17 protein-coding genes and 1 riboswitch are annotated in these 20,851 nt (G+C 70.6%); of the genes, 10 read left to right on the top strand and 7 right to left on the bottom strand.

Annotated features, from left to right (window positions below):
- Positions 1-120 precede the first annotated feature (120 nt).
- From AB0D53_RS01415 to AB0D53_RS01395, 5 genes are all read left to right on the top strand, one after another.
- The gene (locus tag AB0D53_RS01415) at positions 121-1,575 is read left to right on the top strand and encodes an HD-GYP domain-containing protein (protein ID WP_362438272.1); all 1,455 of its coding nucleotides are present in this window, start codon (positions 121-123) and stop codon (positions 1,573-1,575) included.
- Positions 1,572-2,828 (top strand): HD domain-containing protein, encoded by a 1,257-nt coding sequence (locus AB0D53_RS01410; RefSeq protein ID WP_362438269.1) that lies wholly within the window; start codon positions 1,572-1,574, stop codon positions 2,826-2,828. The genes AB0D53_RS01415 and AB0D53_RS01410 overlap by 4 nt, the downstream gene beginning before the upstream one ends.
- Positions 2,829-2,919: 91 nt before the next feature.
- Positions 2,920-3,912, top strand: a complete 993-nt coding sequence (locus tag AB0D53_RS01405) for a hypothetical protein (RefSeq protein WP_329815930.1) — start codon at positions 2,920-2,922, stop codon at positions 3,910-3,912.
- Positions 3,913-4,051: 139 nt separating this feature from the next.
- On the top strand, positions 4,052-4,690 hold the full coding sequence (gene def, locus AB0D53_RS01400; RefSeq protein WP_362438265.1) for a peptide deformylase: 639 nt from the start codon (positions 4,052-4,054) through the stop codon (positions 4,688-4,690).
- Positions 4,691-4,867: 177 nt separating this feature from the next.
- Positions 4,868-5,599 carry a D-Ala-D-Ala carboxypeptidase family metallohydrolase gene (locus AB0D53_RS01395; protein WP_362438262.1) on the top strand — a complete coding sequence of 244 codons (732 nt, stop codon included), beginning with the start codon at positions 4,868-4,870 and terminating at the stop codon, positions 5,597-5,599.
- A 52-nt stretch (positions 5,600-5,651) separates the two neighbouring features.
- On the opposite strand, the gene AB0D53_RS01390 is transcribed toward AB0D53_RS01395, so the two are convergent.
- The gene (locus AB0D53_RS01390; RefSeq protein ID WP_362438259.1) at positions 5,652-7,538 is read right to left on the bottom strand and encodes a family 20 glycosylhydrolase; all 1,887 of its coding nucleotides are present in this window, start codon (positions 7,536-7,538) and stop codon (positions 5,652-5,654) included.
- Positions 7,539-7,681: 143 nt separating this feature from the next.
- Entirely contained in the window at positions 7,682-8,656 is a 975-nt protein-coding gene (locus AB0D53_RS01385; protein WP_362438256.1) for a helix-turn-helix domain-containing protein, read from the bottom strand.
- Between the two features lie 81 nt (positions 8,657-8,737).
- Here AB0D53_RS01385 and AB0D53_RS01380 point away from each other — a divergent pair, with 81 nt between their 5' ends.
- On the top strand, positions 8,738-8,950 hold the full coding sequence (locus AB0D53_RS01380) for a hypothetical protein (RefSeq protein WP_362438253.1): 213 nt from the start codon (positions 8,738-8,740) through the stop codon (positions 8,948-8,950).
- Between the two features lie 10 nt (positions 8,951-8,960).
- On the opposite strand, the gene AB0D53_RS01375 is transcribed toward AB0D53_RS01380, so the two are convergent.
- The 5 genes from AB0D53_RS01375 to AB0D53_RS01355 form a co-directional block, all read right to left on the bottom strand.
- Positions 8,961-9,980 (bottom strand): ribonucleotide-diphosphate reductase subunit beta, encoded by a 1,020-nt coding sequence (locus tag AB0D53_RS01375; RefSeq protein WP_329815935.1) that lies wholly within the window; start codon positions 9,978-9,980, stop codon positions 8,961-8,963.
- Complete coding sequence (locus AB0D53_RS01370; protein ID WP_362438249.1) at positions 9,980-12,391, bottom strand: ribonucleoside-diphosphate reductase subunit alpha; 2,412 nt, start codon at positions 12,389-12,391, stop codon at positions 9,980-9,982. Before AB0D53_RS01370 ends, AB0D53_RS01375 begins: the two co-directional genes overlap by 1 nt.
- Before the next feature lie 141 nt (positions 12,392-12,532).
- Positions 12,533-12,664, bottom strand: a riboswitch (cobalamin riboswitch).
- Positions 12,665-12,840: 176 nt separating this feature from the next.
- Positions 12,841-14,475 carry a monocarboxylate uptake permease MctP gene (gene mctP / locus AB0D53_RS01365; protein ID WP_362438246.1) on the bottom strand — a complete coding sequence of 545 codons (1,635 nt, stop codon included), beginning with the start codon at positions 14,473-14,475 and terminating at the stop codon, positions 12,841-12,843.
- A complete protein-coding gene (locus AB0D53_RS01360) occupies positions 14,472-14,726 on the bottom strand; it encodes a DUF3311 domain-containing protein (RefSeq protein WP_362438243.1) in 255 nt (84 codons plus the stop codon). The genes mctP and AB0D53_RS01360 overlap by 4 nt, the downstream gene beginning before the upstream one ends.
- Positions 14,727-14,953: 227 nt before the next feature.
- On the bottom strand, positions 14,954-15,718 hold the full coding sequence (locus AB0D53_RS01355) for a GntR family transcriptional regulator (protein WP_362438240.1): 765 nt from the start codon (positions 15,716-15,718) through the stop codon (positions 14,954-14,956).
- Positions 15,719-15,997: 279 nt separating this feature from the next.
- On the opposite strand from AB0D53_RS01355, the gene AB0D53_RS01350 reads away from it, so the two are divergent.
- The 4 genes from AB0D53_RS01350 (at position 15,998) to AB0D53_RS01335 (ending at position 20,751) form a co-directional block, all read left to right on the top strand.
- On the top strand, positions 15,998-17,281 hold the full coding sequence (locus AB0D53_RS01350; protein WP_329815940.1) for an extracellular solute-binding protein: 1,284 nt from the start codon (positions 15,998-16,000) through the stop codon (positions 17,279-17,281).
- A 100-nt stretch (positions 17,282-17,381) separates the two neighbouring features.
- Entirely contained in the window at positions 17,382-18,374 is a 993-nt protein-coding gene (locus AB0D53_RS01345; RefSeq protein ID WP_362438235.1) for a sugar ABC transporter permease, read from the top strand.
- A complete protein-coding gene (locus tag AB0D53_RS01340) occupies positions 18,371-19,201 on the top strand; it encodes a carbohydrate ABC transporter permease (protein WP_362438232.1) in 831 nt (276 codons plus the stop codon). The genes AB0D53_RS01345 and AB0D53_RS01340 overlap by 4 nt, the downstream gene beginning before the upstream one ends.
- A gap of 8 nt (positions 19,202-19,209) precedes the next feature.
- On the top strand, positions 19,210-20,751 hold the full coding sequence (locus AB0D53_RS01335; RefSeq protein ID WP_362438229.1) for a glycoside hydrolase family 3 protein: 1,542 nt from the start codon (positions 19,210-19,212) through the stop codon (positions 20,749-20,751).
- The last annotated feature ends 100 nt before the right edge of the window (positions 20,752-20,851 follow it).

The following is a 20,851-nucleotide window of genomic DNA, read 5'->3' as shown; positions in this document are numbered from 1 at the left end:
GTACCGGCCACCACCGCAGAATCACCCGAATGTGCTAATCGGGCTCATTGAAGCTCGACTGCTCGCGCAACTCGCTAGCGTGGCGCCTCCATTGACCATGTCGGAGGGCGGGCCGAGCGGGTGAGAGCCACACGCGGGGCGGCGCGCGCGTACATTCCGGCGGTCGCGGGGGGCGCCCTGTGGTGCGTGCTCCCCGCCCTGCACAGCGGCGGGGGGACTCCGTGGGTCACCGTCGCACTGCTCACCGGGCTCTACCTGGTCTGTGAACTCCCGGGCCGTCGGCCCTTCTTCGGCAGCTCCGTGCCGATCCGTGCCGGATCGTTCTTTCCGCTGCTGCTCGCCGCCGCCTTCCTGCTGCCGCCCGCTGCCGCAGCCCTGGTCGCCGTGCCCGGTTCGCTGGTCGGCCGGGTGGAGCGGCCGCCCGCCACCGCGCGGCGCGTCTGGCGGGCCGCGCAGCTCGCCGTCACGGTCTGGGCGGCCTCGTCCGTCCACGGACTCCTCGGCGGCGCCGCCACGCTCGGCGGCCCCGGCCGGCTCCCCGACCTGCCCCGCGCGATCCTGCCCGCCTGCGGCGCCGCTCTGGCCTTCAGCCTCGTACTGACCGCGCTGGACGGCTCCATCCTGGCCGCGGCCGAACGGCTGCCCCTGCGGCGGGCCTGGAGCGGGCTGCTGCCCCGCTCGCTGGGAGCGCACCTGGTGCACGGACTGGCCGGGCTGATGATGGCGGTCCTGTGGCGCGGTCCGTACGGTCCGCTCTCCGCGCTCATCGTCCTGCTGCCGATGTACATCTCCTGCTGGGTCTTCGCCCAGTACCACCGCGAGCACGCCGCCCACCGCGCCACGATCAGGGCGCTGGTGCAGGCCGTCGACATCAAGGACACGTACACCCGCGGTCACAGCGAACGGGTCGGGCGGGCCTCCGTCCTCATCGCCCGCGAGCTGGGCATGGACCAGGACCGCCTGGAGGTCGTCCGCTTCGCCGGCATCCTCCACGACGTCGGCAAGCTCGGCGTCCCCACCCGGGTGCTCCGCAAGGACGGGCCGCTCACGCCCCAGGAGCGACAGGTGATCGAGCTGCATCCGGAGTACGGGCACGAGATCGTCCGCGGCATCGGCTTCCTCGGCGAGGCGAGGGCCGCGATCCTGCACCACCACGAACGGCTCGACGGCAGCGGCTATCCGTACGGGCTCAGCGGGCGCGAGATCCCTGAGTTCGCCCGGGTGGTCGCGGTGGCGGACGCCTTCGACGCGATGACCTCGACCCGGTCGTACCGGCGGGGGAGACCGGTGCCGGCCGCGCTGGAGGAGCTCGAGCGGTGCGCGGGCACGCAGTTCGACCCGCAGATGGTCCGGGCGCTGGCGCGCGGTCTCGAACGGCACGGCTGGTCGGCGGCGACGCGGTCCGTGACGGCGGACGAGCCGGGGCTCCCGGGGCCCCGGAGCGGGAGCGCGAAGGCCGTCCCGGGCCACCCCCGGCCGTCCGGCCGACTCGACCGCGTACCCCCTCCGCAGCCGCCGGCCGACGGGCTCGGCGCGGCGCCCGGTCCGCAGTCGGCCGCGGACCGCCGCGGATGACCCGGGCCGGGACACAGCAGCCCGCCGTCCTCGGCGTCCGCGCCGCCGCGGCCCTCCTCGCCGCCGCCGGACTCGCGCACACCTTCTGGTACGGCCTCCACGACCCCGGCCACGCCCTCGCCTTCGGGGTGCTCATCACGGTGGGCGAACTGGCCCGCTGGGGCGCGCTGCCCGGGGAGCGCGAGCCCGCACCGCTCGGAGCCGCCGGAGCGCTCGCGTACGCCCTGCTCGGCCGCAGCGGCGGCGGACCGACCTCGCACGGCGTCCTCCAGGTGGTCGCCGTGCTCGTCGCGGCCCAGCTGGTCGCCTGTGTGCCCCATGTGGCGCGCGGCGCCGGACCGGCACTCGACCGGGTGGCCCGCCGCATCCTCACCGTCGCCTTCGCCGCCGTCTGCTTCCAGCCCCTGTACAACAGCGGCCGCGCCGGGAGCCGGTTCGGCGAGGGTCCGTCGTACGTGCTCGTGCTGCTCCTGATCCTCGTCCTGACCGCGCTGTGCGACGCCGTGCTCGCGGCCCTGCTGCTGCGCTCGCGCACCCGCCACCCCTACCCGCCGCTCCTGCGGGACGAGCTGCGCGGTCTTCTCGGCATCGGGTCGGCGGTCTGCGCGACCGGGGTGGTGATGGCCCTCGGGGTGGCCGTCGCCGGGCTGTGGGCGCTGCCCGTCCTGTGCGTACCGCTGCTGCTGACCCAGGTCTCGTTCCGCCGGTTCGCCGCCGTGCGCACCACCTACCGGCAGACCATCGCCTCGCTCGCCAGGTCCACCGAGATCGCCGGGTACACCCCGCACGGGCACGCCCGCAGGGTCGCGGTGCTCTGCCGGGCCGTCGGCCGCGAGCTGGGGCTCTCCGGGAGCCGGCTGACCGTGCTGGAGCACGCCGCCCTCATGCACGACATCGGCCAGCTCTCGCTGGTCGACCCGGTCCCGGACGGGGCGACGGCCACCCTGCCCGCCGCCGAGCAGCGCCGCATCGCGCTGCTCGGCGGGGCCGTGGTCCGCCAGACCGGGGTGGACACCGAGGTCGCCGTCGTCGTCGAACGGCAGGCCGACCCCTATCGCGAGCAGCCGTTGTCCGCCAGGATCGTCAGGGTCGTCAACGCATACGACGACCTGTGCGGGGAAAGTCTCACCGGGCCGCTGGGCGCACTGGAACAACTCAGGCTCGGGACCGCCCACGACTATCAGCCCGAAGTCGTGGAATCACTGGCCAGGGTCCTGGCCCGGGGCGCTCCGGCCCCGGTCCTGCCCGGGTAACCCATGGGTAATGAGCGGGCGTCCGGCCCGGCATGGTTGGATGCGAAGAAGAGCGGAAAACGAGGGTGTCCAGTCGGGACAGGCGGGAATCGTGAGGATCTTCGGGAAGGTACGGCATCGGCCCTCCGCCTCTTGGCGGCAGGCCACGGACCGCGCGTTCACGCTGATCGGCGACGGCCGGTACGAGGACGCGGGCGCGCTGCTGACACGTGCGGCGGACCTGGAACCCTGGCTCTCGGAGTCGTGGTTCAACCTGGCGCTGCTGCACAAGTTCCGGCATGACTGGGAACAGGCGAGAGCCGCCGGCCTGCGGGCCGTCGCGCTGCTCGACAAGGAATCCGGCGCTCCCGACTGGTGGAACGTCGGGATCGCCGCCACCGCGCTGCAGGACTGGCCGCTGGCCCGCCGGGCCTGGCAGGCGTACGGCCTGAAGGTGCCCGGCGCCGGCCAGCACACCTCGGCGGCCAACAGCGAGCCGGTCGGCATGGAGCTGGGCAGTGCCGCGGTACGGCTGTCGCCGGAGGGCGAGGCCGAGGTGGTCTGGGGCCGCAGGCTCGATCCGGCCCGGATGGAGGTGCTCTCCATTCCGCTGCCGTCGTCCGGCCGCCGCTGGGGCGAGGTGGTCCTGCACGACGGGGTGCCGCACGGCGAGCGGGTCACCGCGGCCGGGCCCTCGTACCCCGTCTTCGACGAGATCGAGCTGTGGGCGCCGTCCCCCGTGCCGACCTGGGTGGTGCTGCTCGAAGCGGCCACCGAGGCGGACCGGGACGCGCTGGAGCAGCTGGCCTCCGACGCCGGGTTCGCCGCCGAGGACTGGTCGTCCTCCGTGCGGCTGCTCTGCCGGGCCTGCTCGGAGAGCCGGATGGAGAGCGACGAGGGCGACGGCGAGCACCTCGACCCGCACGACCACAGCGAGCCGGGGCATCCGGGCCCGCTGGGCCACCGCACCTCCGGTGAGCTGTGGGTGCCCGAGCGGGAGTGCGGGATAGCGGCGCCGGCCGGGCTGGTGCGCGGTCTGCTGGACGGCTGGGTGGCGGACAGCCCGGACAGCCGCGAGTGGCGGGATCTCGAAGAAGTCTGCTGACCGGTGCCCGTAGGCTGTACGGGCACCGGTCGCGGTGCTCGGGTGCCCGGCCCCGGACGAGTGGACGGCCGGGTTTCAGGTAGGGCCGGGCTTCAGGCCCAGGGCCCGGTTTCAGGTTTGAGGAAGGCGTACTGCGGACATGGCGCAGCAGGAGACGGACGAGCAGATCAGCGTCGACGACGAGGGTTTCGTCGTGGACACCGAGGACTGCGAGGCGCGCGAGGCGGCGCATCGCGAGCGCGGCACCTCCCGTCCGATCACGGTCGTGGGCAACCCGGTGCTCCACAAGGAGTGCAAGGACGTCACCGAGTTCGACGACGAGCTGGCCCGGCTGATCGACGACATGTTCGCGAGCCAGCGGACGGCGGAGGGCGTGGGCCTGGCCGCCAACCAGATCGGTGTCGACCTCAAGGTCTTCGTCTACGACTGCCCGGACGACGAGGGCGTGCGGCACGTGGGCGCGGTCTGCAACCCGGTGCTGGAGGAGCTGGCGCCCGAGGACCGGATCCTCGACGACTCCAACGAGGGCTGCCTCTCCGTCCCGACGGCGTACGCCTCGCTGGCCCGCCCGGACTACGCGGTGGTCCGCGGACAGGACGCCGAGGGCAACCCGGTCAAGGTCCGGGGCAGCGGCTACTTCGCCCGCTGCCTCCAGCACGAGACGGACCACCTGTACGGCTACCTGTACATCGACCGGCTCTCCAAGCGGGACCGCAAGGACGCGCTGCGGCAGATGGCGGAGAACACGCCGCGCTACGAGGTCGTGCCGAACGACTGAGCGCACACCCGGCCTCACCGGTGGGCCCGGCCTCCTCGCTGTCCCGCGAGGGGCCGGGCCCATCGGTTTTCCTTCCCGGGCGCCGCGTCAACTGCCATTCATCCGTGGGCAGTTGACGCGCGTCGACTCGTCCGACAAGCTCTCTGACCACACTTCCGTCACAGCGGGGAGCCCCACATGATCAGACGTACCGCACGACTCCTGCTCGGCCTTGTCATGACCATGGCATTCGCCTTGGGTGGTGCCGTGGTGACCGCCGGCACCGCACAGGCCGACGGCTGCTACACCTGGACCCGCACCATGTCCCCCGGCGCCACCGGCAACGACGTCGTCCAGCTCCAGATCCGGGTGGCCGGCTACCCCGGCTACAACTCCGTGCTCGCCATCGACGGCTCGTACGGACCGGCCACCACCGCCGCCGTCAAGCGCTTCCAGGCCGCCTACGGCCTCGCCGCCGACGGCATCGCGGGCCCGGCCACCCAGGCCAAGATCTACGAGCTCCAGGACAACGACTGCACCCCGGCCCACTTCACCTACGCCGAGCTCAACCACTGCAACAGCACCTGGGCGGGTGGTGCCGTCGCTGCGGGAACGGCCAAGGCCAACGCGCTGAGCACCATGTGGAAGCTGGAGGCGCTGCGCCACGCGCTCGGTGACCGCCCGATCACCGTCAACAGCGGCTTCCGTTCGACGTCCTGCAACAGCGCGGTCGGCGGGGCCTCGAACAGCCGTCATCTGTACGGCGACGCGGCCGACCTGGGCGGGATCGCCTTCTGCACCCTGGCCCAGCAGGCCCGCAACCACGGGTTCAACGGGATCCTCGGCCCGGGTTACCCGGACCACAACGACCACGTCCACGTGAACCAGGGCCCCAGCCACTTCTGGTCCGCGCCCAACTGCGGCATCTGACACACGGGTGGGGCCCGCCGGCACCGGCGGGCCCCACCTCTGTGCGGGACGGTCAGGAGGACTTCACCGTCAGCCGCGTACCGCCCGTCGTCTGGACCGCGGCGCCGTCCCCGGCCCGCTCCGTCAGGTGCAGCTGCGAGATGGCGTTGCGCAGGGTCAGCGCCCCGGCCGAGGCGTCCAGCTGCCAGCGCTGCGTACGCGCCGTCGCCGAGCAGCCGGCCAGCGACAGCTCGGCCCCGACCTCCAGCGGGGCGCCCAGGTACTTCTTGCCGCGCACCGCGTCCAGGCACTGGTCCGTCCCGGCCGGGCGCACCGTGTAGTACCCGTCGGCGGTGGCCGTCAGCGTCCAGGAGGCCGTGCCGCCACGGACCAGGAAGACTCCTGAATCCGCCCCCGGGGCGAGGCCCTTGGCGCCCGCGGTCAGCCGGTACGTGCCGTCGGGGAGCGGGGTGCGGTCGGTGTTCGACCACCCCGGCGCATGGCCGATCCGCCGCGCCAGCGCCTCGAAACCGTCGTACGTCGCGCTCGGCCTGGGGCCGCCCCAGGTGGCCTGGGCCAGGAACCGCAGCGGCATGAAGGTCTTCGCCTCCACCTCGTTCTCGGTCTCGGCCGCGGCGCTGTCCGGCCACAGGCTGATCTTGGCCCCGGTGAGGTTCGCCGCCGTCGCGGGCAGGGTCTCGCCCTCGAAGCGCAGCGGGGTCCAGTCGCTCTCGTAGAGCTCCCGGGTCCGCGTGGTGTAGCCGCCGCGCACCAGGTAGAGCGCGTAGGCGGAGTTCATGACCGGCCGGCCCTCGGCGAGCAGCGCGGAGGGCTTCTGGATGCTGCCGCCGCCCAGCCAGTGCTCGACGGTGATGTCACGGTTCAGCGGGACCACACCGTTCCTGCCCGCCAGGCCGTCGTTCCAGATCCGCAGCGACCGGCCGCCGGCCCTCACATGCTCGTCGACCTGGTTGATGAAGTCGACGAAGAGGTCGTCGGGGGTCGCCTTCGCGCCGAACCTCGCGGTCGCGGCGGTCTGCAGCTGCGGATAGTCCGGGTAGGAGGAGCCGATCATGTACTCGTCCGCGCCCATGTGCCAGGAGCGGGTGCCCCACACCTCCAGCGCCTCGTCGACCATCGAGGTGTAGTACGCGAGCGCCTCGGGCCGGGAGATGTCGAGCCGGGGTGGGGAAGAGACCCCGTTCCTGTCCTTGAGCTGGAGCTCCGGGTGGTTCTCCAGATAGGTGTCCATGTGGCCGGGGGAGTTGATCTCCGGCACCAGCTCGATGTGGTACTTCTTCGCCAGCGCCGCCAGGGCGCGTACCTGTGGCTTGGTGTAGTAGCCCCAGAACGCCGACGCCGGGTCGGTGTCGCTCCTGACCTTGGCCTCGATCCACAGCTGGTTGAGCTTCTGGGACGCCATGTCCTTCATCAGCCGCTCGAACCACGGGAGCGACACGTTGATGTAGCAGGCGCAGACGCCCACACCGCGCTCCCGGTACGCCGGCACGTCGGTGGCCGAACCGCGCGCGGCCCTGCCGTCGTCGTTCAGCAGCTGGAGGACCGTCCGGGAGCCGTAGAAGACACCGGTGGAGGTCGCGGCCGTGACCGTGACCCGGTCGCCGACATCGAGCCGGTAGCCCTCCGCGCCCAACGATCCCTTCAGGGACGGGTCCTGGCGCAGCACGACATCGCCGGGACGGGCCGCCGCGAGGCCCCGGGACACCGAGGCCCGCCCGGTGGCCAGCTCACCGGCGAAACGGCGCGCGTCGGCGGTCGTACGGCTGTCGCGCACGCCCTCCAGCACGATCCGCGCCCGGTCGGTCAGGGTGAACTCGCCCTCCCCGGGCTGCCACTGCCGCAGCGAGGGCAGCACTTCGGGCGGGGGCGCTGCGGCGGGGGTGGTCTCGGCCGAGGCGCTCTGCCAGGGCAGCAGCGCGGCGGTGAGCGCGGCCACCACGGCCCCTGTGGTCCTTCGCCCGGTCCTTCGTCCTGTCTTCCGTATGTCCATGCGACCGACCCTGCTGGGCCGGCCGGGCCGCGGTCCATGGACGGGAGTGGCGAGCGGTTGGACGATTGATCCGACGTCAGATCTGCTGCGGCTCAGGCCGCTTCGACGATAGCGCCTGGACCGCGGAAGGTGCGGCGGTACGCGTTCGGCGTGGTGCCCAGGGAGCGTACGAACTGGTGGCGCAGTGCGGCGGCGGTCCCGAAGCCGGTGCGCCCGGCGATCGTATCCACGGTGTCATCGGATGTCTCCAGCAGATGCTGGGCCAGTAGCACCCGCTGGCGCAGCAGCCAGCGGTACGGAGTGGTACCCGTCTCCTGCTGGAAGCGTCGGGCGAAGGTGCGCGGCGACATGTGTGCCTGGGCGGCGAGCTGCTCGACGGTCATCTCCTGGTCGAGGTGGCGCTCCATCCAGACGAGCGTCTCGCCGACGGTGTCGCAGGGGGTGCGGGGCAGCGGCCGCTCGATGTACTGGGCCTGGCCGCCGTCCCGGTGCGGCGGCACCACCATGCGGCGGGCGAGCGCGTTCGCGGCGTCGGGGCCGTACTCCTGCCGGATCAGGTGCAGACAGGCGTCGATCCCGGCCGCCGTGCCCGCCGAGCTGATGACCTGGCCCTCGTCCACGTACAGCACATCGGGCTCGACGACGGCCCGCGGGTAGCGGCGGGCCAGCTCCGCGGCGTGGCGCCAGTGGGTGGTGCAGCGGCGCCCGTCCAGCAGTCCGGCCGCGCCGAGGACGTACGCGCCGGAGCAGACACTCATCACCCGGGCACCCCGGTCCACGGCCCGGCGCAGGGCGTCGAGGGCCTCTTCGGGGTACTCCCGGTCCGCGAAGTGGCTGCCGGCCGGCACGGCGATGAGGTCGGCCTCCTCCAGGCGGTCGAGGCCGTACGGCGTACTGATGGTGAAGCCGGCGTGGGTCCGGAGCACCGGGCCCTCGGCGGAGACCACGGCGAAGTCGTGGACCGGCAGGCCCTGGTCGCTGCGGTCGAGTCCGAACACCTCGCACAGCACGCCCAGTTCGAAGGGGTGGACCTCGTCGAGCAGCAGAACGGCGACATTTTTCAGCATGGCGCCAGTGTGGCAGTAATTCGATGCTCCATGACAGTCCTGCCACTGCCGCGATCCGTCCGCGCGGACGAGAGTAGAGCCATGAACACATTCCAGAACGTCCTGGGCATAGCCGCACTTATCGCCCTCGTCCTGCTGCCCGCCCTCGCCGGGCTCGCCCGCGAGCGCCGCATCGACCGCGAGCTGCGCGCCGCGGAACGGGCCAGGAGCGACGGACCCCCGGAAACGGCGGACGCCGCGCGGCCGGTCACGGCTGCGCGGCGCCCCCACCTCGGAAGCTGGGCCAGGATCTAGGCCCTACGGACTAGAAGTCGTCGTCGAAGGCGACCGAGCCCTCCACCGCCACCTGGTACGCGGACGGCCGGCGCTCGAAGAAGTTCGTCAGCTCCTGCACGCCCTGGAGCTCCATGAACGAGAACGGGTTCTCGGAGCCGTAGATCGCCGGGAAGCCCAGCCGGGTGAGCCGCTGGTCGGCGACGCACTCCAGGTACTGCCGCATCGACTCGGTGTTCATGCCGGGCAGCCCGTCGCCGCACAGATCGCGGCCGAACTGCAGCTCCGCGGCCACGGCCTCCTTCAGCATGTCGGTGACCTGCTGCTGGAGCTCGTCGTCGAAGAGGTCCGGCTCCTCCTTGCGGACGGTGTCCACGACCTCGAACGCGAAGTTCATGTGCATCGTCTCGTCACGGAACACCCAGTTGGTGCCCGTGGCGAGACCGTGCAGCAGACCCCGCGAGCGGAACCAGTAGACGTAGGCGAACGCGCCGTAGAAGAACAGCCCCTCGATGCACGCCGCGAAGCAGATCAGGTTCAGCAGGAACCGGCGGCGGTCGGCCTTCGTCTCCAGCCGCTCGATCTTCTCGACCGAGTCCATCCACTTGAAGCAGAACTGCGCCTTCTCACGGATGGAGGGGATCTCCTCGACCGCGTCGAACGCGGCGGCGCGGTCCTCCGGGTCGGGCAGATAGGTGTCCAGCAGCGTCAGATAGAACTGGACGTGCACGGCCTCCTCGAAGAGCTGCCGCGACAGGTACAGCCGCGCCTCGGGGGAGTTGATGTGCTTGTACAGCGTCAGCACGAGGTTGTTGGAGACGATCGAGTCGCCCGTCGCGAAGAACGCGACCAGCCGGCCGATCATGTGCTGCTCGCCGGGGGACAGCTTGGCGAGGTCGGCGACGTCGGAGTGCAGGTCGACCTCCTCCACCGTCCAGGTGTTCTTGATCGCGTCGCGGTAGCGCTCGTAGAAGTCCGGGTAGCGCATGGGCCGCAGGGTCAGTTCGAAGCCCGGGTCGAGCAGGTTCTTCTCGGAGTTGGTGGTGCTCATTACTGGCAGGCCTCGCAGGACTCGGGGTTTTCGAGGGAGCAGGCGATCGCGTCCGCGTCGGGCGCCGAAGCCTGCTGTACGGGAATGGGGGCGGCGGTCGCGGCCTGGCCGGAGGCGGCACGGGCGATCCGGGTCGCCGGGCGCGAGCGCAGGTAGTACGTCGTCTTCAGCCCCTGCTTCCAGGCGTACGCGTACATCGAGGAGAGCTTGCCGATCGTCGGCGTCTCCAGGAACAGGTTCAGCGACTGGCTCTGGTCCAGGAACGGCGTACGGGCCGCCGCCATGTCGATCAGACCGCGCTGCGGGATCTCCCACGCAGTGCGGTACAGCGCCCGTACCTCCTCCGGGATCCAGGCGAAGCCCTGCACCGAGCCGCTGGCGTCGCGCAGCGCCTCACGGGTCCGCGCGTCCCACACCCCGAGCTGCTTCAGCTCATCGACCAGATACGCGTTGACCTGGAGGAACTCACCGCTGAGCGTCTCGCGCTTGAAGAGGTTGGAGACCTGCGGCTCGATGCACTCGTAGACCCCCGCGATCGAGGCGATCGTCGCCGTCGGCGCGATGGCGAGCAGCAGCGAGTTGCGCATCCCGCTCTTCGCGACGCGGGCGCGCAGCGCCTCCCACCGCTCGGGCCAGTTCAGCTCGGTGTCGTAGTGGTCGGGGTGCAGCACACCGCGCGCCGCCCGCGTCTGCGACCAGGCGGGCAGCGGTCCGGACCGCTCGGCGAGCTCGCAGGACGACTCGTACGCGGCGAGCATGATCCGCTCGGAGATCTTCGTGGAGAGCGCGCGGGCCTCGGGGGAGTCGAAGGGCAGCCGCAGCTTGAAGAAGACGTCCTGGAGGCCCATGGCGCCCAGACCCACCGGGCGCCACTTCGCGTTGGAGCGGCCGGCCTGCTCGGTCGGGTAGAAGTTGATGTCGACGACCCGGTCCAGGAAGGTCACGGCGGTGCGGACGGTGGCGTCCAGACGCTCCCAGTCGATGGAGTCGTCGGCGACGAACGCGCCGAGGTTGACCGAGCCCAGGTTGCAGACCGCCGTCTCGCCGTCGTCGGTGACTTCGAGGATCTCGGTGCACAGGTTCGAGGAGTGGACGACGGTGCCCGGCTCGGCGGTCTGGTTCGCGGTCCGGTTGGAGGCGTCCTTGAACGTCATCCAGCCCTGGCCGGTCTGCGCGAGGGTGCGCATCATCCGGCCGTACAGCTCGCGGGCCGGGATCGACTTGCGGGCCAGCCCCTGGGCCTCGGCGGCCCGGTACGCGGCGTCGAACTCGTCGCCCCACAGGTCGACGAGGCCGGGTACGTCGGCGGGCGAGAACAGCGACCAGTCGCCGTCCGCGTCGACCCGGCGCATGAACTCGTCCGGGATCCAGTGCGCCAGGTTGAGGTTGTGCGTACGCCGCTGGTCCTCGCCCGTGTTGTCGCGCAGCTCCAGGAACTCCTCGATGTCCGCGTGCCAGGTCTCCAGGTAGACGGCGGCGGCGCCCTTGCGGCGGCCCCCCTGGTTGACCGCGGCGACGGAGGCGTCGAGCGTCTTCAGGAACGGCACGATGCCGTTGGAGTGCCCGTTGGTGCCGCGGATCAGCGAACCGCGCGAGCGGATGCGGGAGTACGAAAGGCCGATGCCGCCCGCGTGCTTGGAGAGCCGGGCCACCTGGTGGTAGCGGTCGTAGATCGAGTCGAGCTCGTCCAGCGGGGAGTCCAGCAGATAGCAGGAGGACATCTGCGGGTGCCGGGTGCCGGAGTTGAAGAGCGTGGGGGAGGAGGGGAGGTAGTCGAGCCGGCTCATCAGCCCGTACAGCGCCGCCACTTCGTCCACGGCGCGCTGCGAGTCGTCCTCGGCGAGCCCGGACGCGACCCGCAGCATGAAGTGCTGGGGCGTCTCGACGACCTGGCGGGTGTGCGGGTGGCGCAGCAGATAGCGGCTGTGCAGGGTCCGCAGTCCGAAGTAGCCGAAGCGGTCGTCCGCGCCGTCGGCGAGCGAACGCTCCACCAGCGCGTCGAGGGCGGCCGCGTGGCGGGCGACGAACCCGGCGGTACGGTCGGCGATCAGGCCCTCGCGGTGCCCGACGGCGACCGAGGCGGAGAAGGAGACCGCGCCCTGGCCGGCCGCCTCGTCCGCGATGGTGAGGGTCAGGAGCCGGGCGGCGAGCCGGGAGTAGGCGGGGTCCTCGGAGATCAGGCCCGCGGCGGCCTCGGTGGCCAGTGAACGCAGCTCCGCCTCGTCCGCCCGGGCGCTGCGGCCGCGCAGCGCGGCGGCGGCGACCCGGCCGGGGTCGGTGTCGGGCAGATCGGCGGTGAGGGCGGTCAGGGTCCGCAGCAGCGCGGTCCCCGGTCCGTCCTGTGCGACTGCCTCGGACTCGGCTGCTGCGGACGCGGCGACTGAAGCCGGATCGGCTGGCGCGATGGTCACGTGGTGCTCTCCCTCGCTCGGCTCGGGGCCGGCGGGGAACGGGGCAGCCCTGCGGACGCGCAGACCCGGGGCAGGGCAGCGCTCCGCACGGCGTCCACCGGCCCAACCGCGAGGCCCGGACGTCTGGGCATCCGGTTCGGTCGAGCCGGATGCGCTGCCGGCAGGTCATCGGACTGACTCGGGGGTGCACAAAAGCGCACTGAATACACCGTTGCGGGACAGTTCCGGATTCGCACCGGATTCCCCTGCGGCGACAGCGAGGAAGAGCATACATGTGGGGGCTGCCCGATGAGGCAGCCCCCACATGTTGTGTCGCACCGACCGGGTCGGGCCCACAGAACGAGCCGTAAGGCCCTTTCCCGGGCCGGCCGACCCGATCACGCCGACGGCCCGCCGCGCCCCGCTGGAGGGGGCTCGACGGGCCGTCGACGGGCCGTGGGCGCGGGTCGTCAGTGGCCGCCCGGCGCCCCCGCCGTGGCCGGCGGGAGTTCCTTCTCGACGCCCGGGTCGCCCGCGTCGGCGGTGTAGTCGGCCGGGGAGGTCTCGTCGATCCCGGCGGGCGCCTTCATGGCGTTCAGGACGAAGGTCAGCACCACCGTCACGACCACGTTCAGCACGAACGCGGTGAGGCCGATGTAGCCGATCTCGCCGATGCCGGGGATCTCCGCGGACGAGCCGCCGAAGTGCTTCTGGGTCGGCGAGGCGACCCCGTACGCGGCCACCGTCCCGTACACCATGCCGACCGCCCAGCCCGCGAGCAGCGCCCAGCGGTGGAACCAGCGGGTGAACAGGCCGCCGACCAGGGCCGGCATCGTCTGGAGGATCCAGATGCCGCCGAGCAGCTGGAAGTTGATCGCGACCGTCTTGTCCATCGTGAGGACGAAGGCGAGCGCGCCGACCTTGACCAGCAGCGAGACCAGCTTGGAGACCTTGGTCTCCTGTTCCGGGGTCGCGTCCGGCTTCAGGAAGTCCTTGTAGATGTTGCGGGTGAAGAGGTTCGCCGCGGCGATCGACATGATCGCGGCGGGCACCAGCGCGCCGATGCCGATGGCGGCGAACGCGACGCCCGCGAACCAGTCCGGGAACATGGTCTCGAACAGCTGCGGGATGGCCAGCTGCCCGTTGTCCACCTTGATCCCGGCGGCGATGGCCATGAAGCCGAGCAGCGCCAGCAGACCCAGCATCAGCGAGTACAGCGGCAGGATCGTGGTGTTGCGCCGGATCACGTTGCGGCTGCGGCTGGAGAGCGTCGCCGTGATCGAGTGCGGATACATGAACAGCGCCAGCGCCGAGCCCAGCGCCAGGGTGGCGTAACCCCACTGGCCCGCCTCGCCCGGCGCGAGCGCGCCACGCGGTTTGCCGGTGGCCGGGTTGGTCTGCGAGAACGCCTCGCCCGCCTTGGCGAAGATGTCGTCGAAGCCGCCCAGCTTGATCGGGATGTAGATGATCGCCACCGCGATGACCAGGTAGATCAGCCCGTCCTTGACGAAGGCGATCAGCGCGGGTGCCCGCAGCCCGGACGAGTAGGTGTACGCGGCGAGCACCGCGAACGCGATCAGCAGCGGCAGGTCCTTGACGAACCAGTGGGTGTTCTCGCCGCCGCCGACGCCCATCACGTCCAGCACCGCCTGGATGCCGACGAGCTGGAGCGCGATGTACGGCATCGTGGCGAGGATGCCCGTGACGGCGACCGCCAGCGACAGGCCCTTCGAGCCGAAGCGCCCGCGCACGAAGTCCGAGGTGGTGACGTACCCGTGCTTGTGCGAGACCGACCAGAGCCGCGGCAGGAAGGTGAAGATCAGCGGGTACACCAGGATGGTGTACGGCACGGCGAAGAAGCCGGCCGCGCCCGCCGCGTAGATCGCCGCCGGAACGGCGACGAAGGTGTACGCGGTGTACAGGTCGCCGCCGAGCAGGAACCAGGTGACCCAGGTGCCGAACGACCGTCCGCCCAGGCCCCATTCGTCGAGGCTCGCCTCGTTCTCGGCCTTGCGCCAGCGCGCCGCCAGGAAGCCCATGACCGTGACGGCCACGAAGAAGAAGATGAAGACGCCGAGCGCGACGCCGTTCACGCCGTCCTTCACGCCGGCTCACCTCCCTTGCGGGCGCGCTGGTCACGCTGCCACAGCTTGTACGCGGTCATCGTGAGCGCGGTGGAGATCAGCACCCAGAGCATCTGGTACCAGTAGAAGAACGGAATGCCGATGAAGGTGGGGTCCACCTTCGCGTACGAACTCACCCAGAGCATCGCCACGAACGGCGCGACGAGACAGAGGGCGATGACTACCCGCACCGGTGTGACGGCGGGCGGTTTTCCTTCTGGGCCTGCTGGCATGCGGCGACTCCGTCCCCTCGCTGATCACCTTGTAATGCGCAGGAAATCTAGGGGAGGCTTCCGGTCACCGTCACCCCCTGTCCGCATTGCGGTCCGGCAACGGTCCCCTGAGCGGGTACTTCTGTTCGTGATCCCGCCAGGTGTACGGCAGTTGGTCCGTACTGGGATGTGCGAAAGGCCCCCGCGGAGAGATGCGTTCCGCGGGGGCCCCGGGGGGTGGTCCGGGTTCAGTCGGTGGGCCGCTTCAAACGCGCCACGAACTTGTACCGGTCGCCCCGGTAGACCGAACGCACCCACTCCACCGGCTCGCCCTGTCCGTCGAGCGAGTGCCGGGAGAGCATCAGCATCGGCAGGCCCACGTCCGTGCCGAGCAGACCGGCCTCGCGCGGGGTGGCGAGGGAGGTCTCGATGGTCTCCTCGGCCTCGGCCAGCCGCACGTCGTACACCTCCGACAGGGCGGTGTAGAGGGAGGTGTACTTCACCAGCGAACGGCGCAGCGCGGGGAAGCGTTTGGCCGAAAGGTGTGTGGTCTCGATCGCCATCGGCTCGCCGCTGGCGAGCCTCAGCCGCTCGATCCGCAGTACCCGGCCGCCGGTGGTGATGCCGAGCAGCCCGGCGAGGGTGTCGTCGGCCGTCACATAGCCGATGTCCAGCAGCTGGGAGGTCGGTTCGAGACCCTGGGCGCGCATGTCCTCGGTGTACGAGGTGAGTTGCAGGGCCTGCGAGACCTTCGGCTTGGCGACGAAGGTGCCCTTGCCCTGGATGCGCTCCAGCCGGCCCTCGACGACCAGCTCCTGGAGCGCCTGGCGCACGGTGGTGCGCGAGGTGTCGAACTCGGCGGCCAGGGTCCGCTCCGGCGGCACGGGGGTGCCCGGCGGCATGGTGTCCGTCATGTCGAGCAGATGTCGCTTCAGCCGGTAGTACTTCGGGACGCGCGCCGTACGCGTGGCCGCGCCCGTCTCGTTCTCCGTACTGCCCCCGTCGGCACCCATGGTCCGCCTTCCCGACGCTTGCGTTGCTGCCGTCACCGGCTCCTCCGTCTGTCGCGGCTCACATGGTGGCACGGTCCGGTCACGGCTGGTCGCCCTCCCTTAGGTGTCGGTCCTATAACGGACGCGAGTGCACTTCTTATACACCCTTGACACCCCTAAAGGTCTAGGCCAAGCTCCCGGTACTGGTCTAAACCATTAAAGACCAGGTCCAGCCCCAGCAGTACTCGTCGAATGTCTTCGCGGTGGGCGGGGTTGCAGTATCCCTGAGGAGGGTTTGGCGTGAAGCGCAAGCTCATCGCGGCGATCGGCGTCGCGGGCATGATGATCGGCCTTGCGGCGTGCGGGTCCGACGACGGCGGTGACAGCGGCAAGAAGGCCGGTCCGGACGCGTACAAGGGCCAGACCCTGACCGTGTGGACGATGTCCGGCTCGAACCCGGACGGGTGGACCAAGACGGTCACCGAGGAGTTCGAGAAGAAGACCAAGGCCAAGCTGAAGATCGAAGTCCAGGACTGGAACGGCATCCAGCAGAAGGTCACCACGGCCCTCTCCGAGTCCAACCCGCCGGACGTCCTGGAGATCGGCAACACCCAGACCCCGGCGTACGCCAAGACCGGCGGTCTCGCCGACCTCGGTGACCTGAAGAAGGAGATCGGCTCCGCCTGGGCCGACGGCGTCAACCAGCCCTCCATCTACGACGGCAAGCAGTACGCCCTGCCGTGGTACGTGGGCAACCGCGTCGTCATGTACAACAAGAAGGTCTTCAAGGACGCCGGTATCACCGAGACGCCGAAGACCCGCGCCGACCTCTTCAAGGCCTTCGAGGCCATCGAGAAGAAGGGCGCCGCCGAGCCGATCTACCTGCCCGGCCAGAACTGGTACTTCTTCGACGGCCTGCTCGTCGGCAAGGACGTCTCGCCGGTCAAGAAGGAAGGCGACAAGTACGTCTCCAACCTGGCCGACCCCAAGGTCGCCGAGGCCATGGACGTCTACAAGCAGTACCAGGCCTTCTCCAAGGCCCCCAAGGACAAGGACGAGGCCACCCCGCAGCAGGCCGAGGTCTTCGCCAAGGGCAAGACCGGCGCCATCATCGCGATGGGCTACGAGGCCGGCACGGCCATCAAGGCCAACCCGAAGATCAAGGACGACATCGGCTTCTTCACCATCCCCGGTGAGACGGCCGACAAGCCCGAGGGCGTCTTCCTCGGCGGCTCCAACCTCGCCGTGGCCGCGGGCAGCAAGAAGCAGGACCTGGCCAAGGAGTTCCTGAAGATCGCGCTCTCCGAGCAGAACGACGGCGCGCTCATCAAGGAGGCCGGCTGGTCCCCGAAGAACGACGCCATGCAGAAGTACACCGTCGGCCAGCCCGCCGCCGAGGCCGCCGGTCCGGCCGCCGCCAAGTCCGGTGGCACCACGCCGCTGATCCCGGAGTGGGCGCCGGTCGAGAACCCGCCGAACCCGATCAAGACCTACATGACGCTGGTTCTCCAGGGCAAGTCGCCCGCCGAGGCCGCCAAGCAGGTCGAGGGCGAGCTCAACAAGCGCCTCAGCCAGCAGCAGTAGTCGCAAGCAGCGCGTCCCGCGCCGGGGCGGCGGGTCCCGACCCGCCGCCCCGGTCGTACGCACCGTTCCGTGTAGGGCTTTGTTGGAAGAGATGGCGAGCATGGCAGTGCAGACCGATCCCTCGGATGTGGCCAAGACGGCCGCAGTCCGCGGGCAGGACGGGAAACCACCCGTCGGGCAGCACGGGGGAAGCAAGCGGAAGCCGGGTATCGGCGCCGCGCCGTACCTGTTGATGATTCCCGCACTCGCGGTGACGGCGCTCTTCCTCGGGTACCCCCTGGTGAAGAACGCCATGCTGTCGTTCCAGAACCTCAATATGGGACAGCTGATCCAGCATGTCACCGAGTGGAACGGCTTCAAGAACTACCAGGAGATCCTCACCGGTGAGGACTTCTGGAAAGTCACGCTCCGCACGATCGTCTTCACCGGCGTCAACGTCGTCCTGATCATGGTCCTCGGCACCCTGGTCGGACTGCTGCTCGCCCGGCTCGGCAAGAAGATGCGGCTCACCCTGATGGTCGGCCTGGTGCTCGCCTGGGCGATGCCGATCGTGGCCGCGTCCACCGTCTTCCAGTGGCTGTTCGCCTCGCGCTTCGGCGTGGTCAACTACGTGCTGGACAAGCTCGGCTGGCACTCGATGGCCGACTTCAACTGGACCGGATCGCAGTTCTCCACCTTCTTCGTGGTCACGCTGATGATCGTCTGGCAGTCCATCCCGTTCGTGGCGATCAACCTGTACGCGGCGACCACGACGATCGCCAAGGAACTGTACGAGGCCGCCTCGCTCGACGGCGCCGGCGTCTGGAAGAGCTTCACCTCGGTGACGTTCCCGTTCCTGCGGCCCTTCCTCTACGCCACGACCTTCCTCGAAGTCATCTGGGTCTTCAAGGCATTCCCGCAGATCTTCACCATCAGTGAGGGCGGCCCCAACCGTCTCACCGAGACCCTGCCGATCTACGCCTTCGTCGAGGGCGTCGGCAACCAGCACTACGGCATGGGCGCGGCGATCTCGCTGCTGACCATCCTGATCATGCTGGGGCTGACCTCCTACTACCTCCGCATCGTTCTCAAGCAAGAGGAGGACGAGCTGTGAAGCGCTCACTGTTCGGCCGCATCTGGCCCAACGCGACGGCGATCGTCCTCTTCGCCGCCCTGGTCTTCCCCGTCTACTGGATGTTCAGTACGGCGTTCAAGCCGACCGGCGACATCATCACCGAGACGCCGGTCTGGTTCCCGACCGAGGTCACGTTCGAGCACTTCAAGACGGCGTACCACGCACCGAACTTCCTGACCCTGGTGAGGAACTCGCTCACCGTCACCCTGGTCGCGGTGGCGTTCTCGCTGATCATCGCGCTCTTCGCGTCGTTCGCGCTGGCCCGGATGCGGTTCAAGGGCCGCAAGGGCATGATCCTGGTCTTCATGATCGCCCAGATGGCGCCGTGGGAAGTCATGGTCATCGCGATCTACATGCTGGTCCGCGACGCGGACATGCTCAACAGCCTGGTCCCGCTGACCCTCTTCTACATGGTGATGGTGCTCCCCTTCACGATCCTCACGCTGCGCGGCTACGTTGCCGCGGTGCCCAAGGAACTGGAGGAGTCCGCCATGGTCGACGGCTGTACCCGCCCGCAGGCCTTCGTCAAGGTGATCCTGCCGCTGCTCGCCCCCGGCCTGATGGCCACCTCGCTCTTCGGCTTCATCACCGCCTGGAACGAATTCCCGTTGGTCCTGATCCTCAACAAGGACCCCGAGGCCAAGACGCTCCCGCTCTGGCTCTCCCAGTTCCAGAGCCAGTTCGGCGACGACTGGGGCGCCACCATGGCGGCGGCCTCGATCTTCGCCATCCCGATCCTCATCCTGTTCGTCTTCCTGCAGCGCAAGGCCGTCAGCGGCCTCACCGACGGTGCCGTGAAGGGATAACGCCGCCCATGACCACCCTGATATCCGCCACGGACACCGTCACCCGCGACGCACTCGCCGTCCTGCAGCCCGGATTCACCGGCACCACCGCCCCGGACTGGGTGCTGCGCCGGGTCGACGAGGGCCTCGCCTCCGTCGCCCTGTTCGGCCGCAACATCCGCACGCCCGAGCAGGTCACCGCGCTCACCGCCCAGCTCAGGGCCGAGCGCGAGGACCTCCTCGTCGCGATCGACGAGGAGGGCGGTGACGTCACCCGCCTGGAGGTGCGCACCGGCTCCTCGTTCCCCGGCAACCTCGCCCTCGGCCACGTCGACGACCTCGACCTGACCCGCGCGGTCGCCCGGGAGCTCGGCCGCCGGCTCGCCGAGTGCGGCGTCAACCTCAACTGGGCGCCGTCCGCGGACGTCAACTCCAACCCGGGCAACCCGGTCATCGGCGTACGGTCCTTCGGCGCCGACACCGAGCTCGTGGCCCGGCACACCGCCGCGTACGTCGAGGGCCTCCAGGCCGCCGGGGTCGCCGCCTGCACCAAGCACTTCCCGGGGCACGGCGACACCGCGATCGACTCGCACCACGCGATGCCGCGCATCGACGTGGACCTGGAGACCCTGCACGCCCGTGAGCTGGTGCCCTTCCGGGCGGCCATCGCGGCGGGCACCAAGAGTGTGATGAGCGCGCACATCCTGCTGCCGGCGCTCGACCCGGACCGCCCCGCCACGGTGAGTCCGCGGATCCTCACCGGTCTGCTCCGCGAGGAGCTGGGCTACGACGGCCTGATCGTCACCGACGCCGTGGAGATGCAGGCCATCGCCGCGACGTACGGCATCGAGCACGGCTCCGTCCTCGCGATCGCCGCCGGGGCCGACGCGCTGTGCGTCGGCGGCGGCCTGGAGGACGACGGCACGGTGCTCCGGCTGCGCGACGCGCTGGTGCGGGCCGTGCGCAGCGGTGAACTCGCCGAGGAGCGGCTCGCGGACGCGGCCGCCCGGGTACGCGCCCTCGCGTCCTGGACGCAGGAGGCCGGGAAGGCCGGACCGGGGCCGGGCGCGGCACGGCAGGAGGGAACCGCGTCCGGCACCGGAACCGGTTCCGACATCGGCCTGGTCGCCGCCCGCCGGGCGGTGCGGACGACCGGCTCCGCCGCACCGCTGACCGAGCCCGCGTACGTCGCCGCGTTCGCCTCCGCGTCGAACATCGCCGTCGGCGACGAGACCCCGTGGGGCGTCGCCGCCGAGCTGGGCCGGCTGCTGCCGGGCACGGAGACCGGCACGTACGGCAGCGAGACCGAGGCGCCCGTCGCCGCGGTGCTGCGGGCGGCGGGGGAGCGGCGCATCGTCGTGGTCGTCCGCGACGTCCACCGTCACGCCTGGATGGGCGAGGCGCTCGACGCCCTGGTGGCCGAGCGCCCCGACACGGTCGTGGTCGAGATGGGCGTCCCGCAGGCGGCCCCCAGGGGCGGCCTGCACATCGCCACCCATGGCGCGGCCCGCGTCTGCGGCCTCGCGGCGGCGGAGATCGTCGTCAGGGGCACCGGCGGCCCGACGGCCTGAGTACCGGGCGTGATGCGGGGCCGGGGGGCCGCATCACGCCCGGCCGGGCCCACGACGGCGCAGGAGAGGGCCGGGACACCCAGCGTGGGTGTCCCGGCCC

This window comes from Streptomyces sp. NPDC048295, from assembly GCF_040652135.1.
Lineage (GTDB): Bacteria > Actinomycetota > Actinomycetes > Streptomycetales > Streptomycetaceae > Streptomyces.
Note: the sequence above shows the minus strand (reverse complement) of the source record. Positions and strands in the feature narration are given on the sequence as shown.

What these genes read in the sequence shown, in the direction of transcription:
- AB0D53_RS01410 (WP_362438269.1), top strand. Translation starts at nt 1,572, where the DNA reads ATGACCCGGGCCGGGACACAGCAGCCCGCCGTCCTCGGCGTCCGCGCC.
- def (WP_362438265.1), top strand. Translation starts at nt 4,052, where the DNA reads ATGGCGCAGCAGGAGACGGACGAGCAGATCAGCGTCGACGACGAGGGT.
- AB0D53_RS01395 (WP_362438262.1), top strand. Translation starts at nt 4,868, where the DNA reads ATGATCAGACGTACCGCACGACTCCTGCTCGGCCTTGTCATGACCATG.
- AB0D53_RS01385 (WP_362438256.1), bottom strand. Translation starts at nt 8,656, where the DNA reads ATGCTGAAAAATGTCGCCGTTCTGCTGCTCGACGAGGTCCACCCCTTC.
- AB0D53_RS01380 (WP_362438253.1), top strand. Translation starts at nt 8,738, where the DNA reads ATGAACACATTCCAGAACGTCCTGGGCATAGCCGCACTTATCGCCCTC.
- AB0D53_RS01375 (WP_329815935.1), bottom strand. Translation starts at nt 9,980, where the DNA reads ATGAGCACCACCAACTCCGAGAAGAACCTGCTCGACCCGGGCTTCGAA.
- AB0D53_RS01360 (WP_362438243.1), bottom strand. Translation starts at nt 14,726, where the DNA reads ATGCCAGCAGGCCCAGAAGGAAAACCGCCCGCCGTCACACCGGTGCGG.
- AB0D53_RS01355 (WP_362438240.1), bottom strand. Translation starts at nt 15,718, where the DNA reads ATGGGTGCCGACGGGGGCAGTACGGAGAACGAGACGGGCGCGGCCACG.
- AB0D53_RS01345 (WP_362438235.1), top strand. Translation starts at nt 17,382, where the DNA reads ATGGCAGTGCAGACCGATCCCTCGGATGTGGCCAAGACGGCCGCAGTC.
- AB0D53_RS01335 (WP_362438229.1), top strand. Translation starts at nt 19,210, where the DNA reads ATGACCACCCTGATATCCGCCACGGACACCGTCACCCGCGACGCACTC.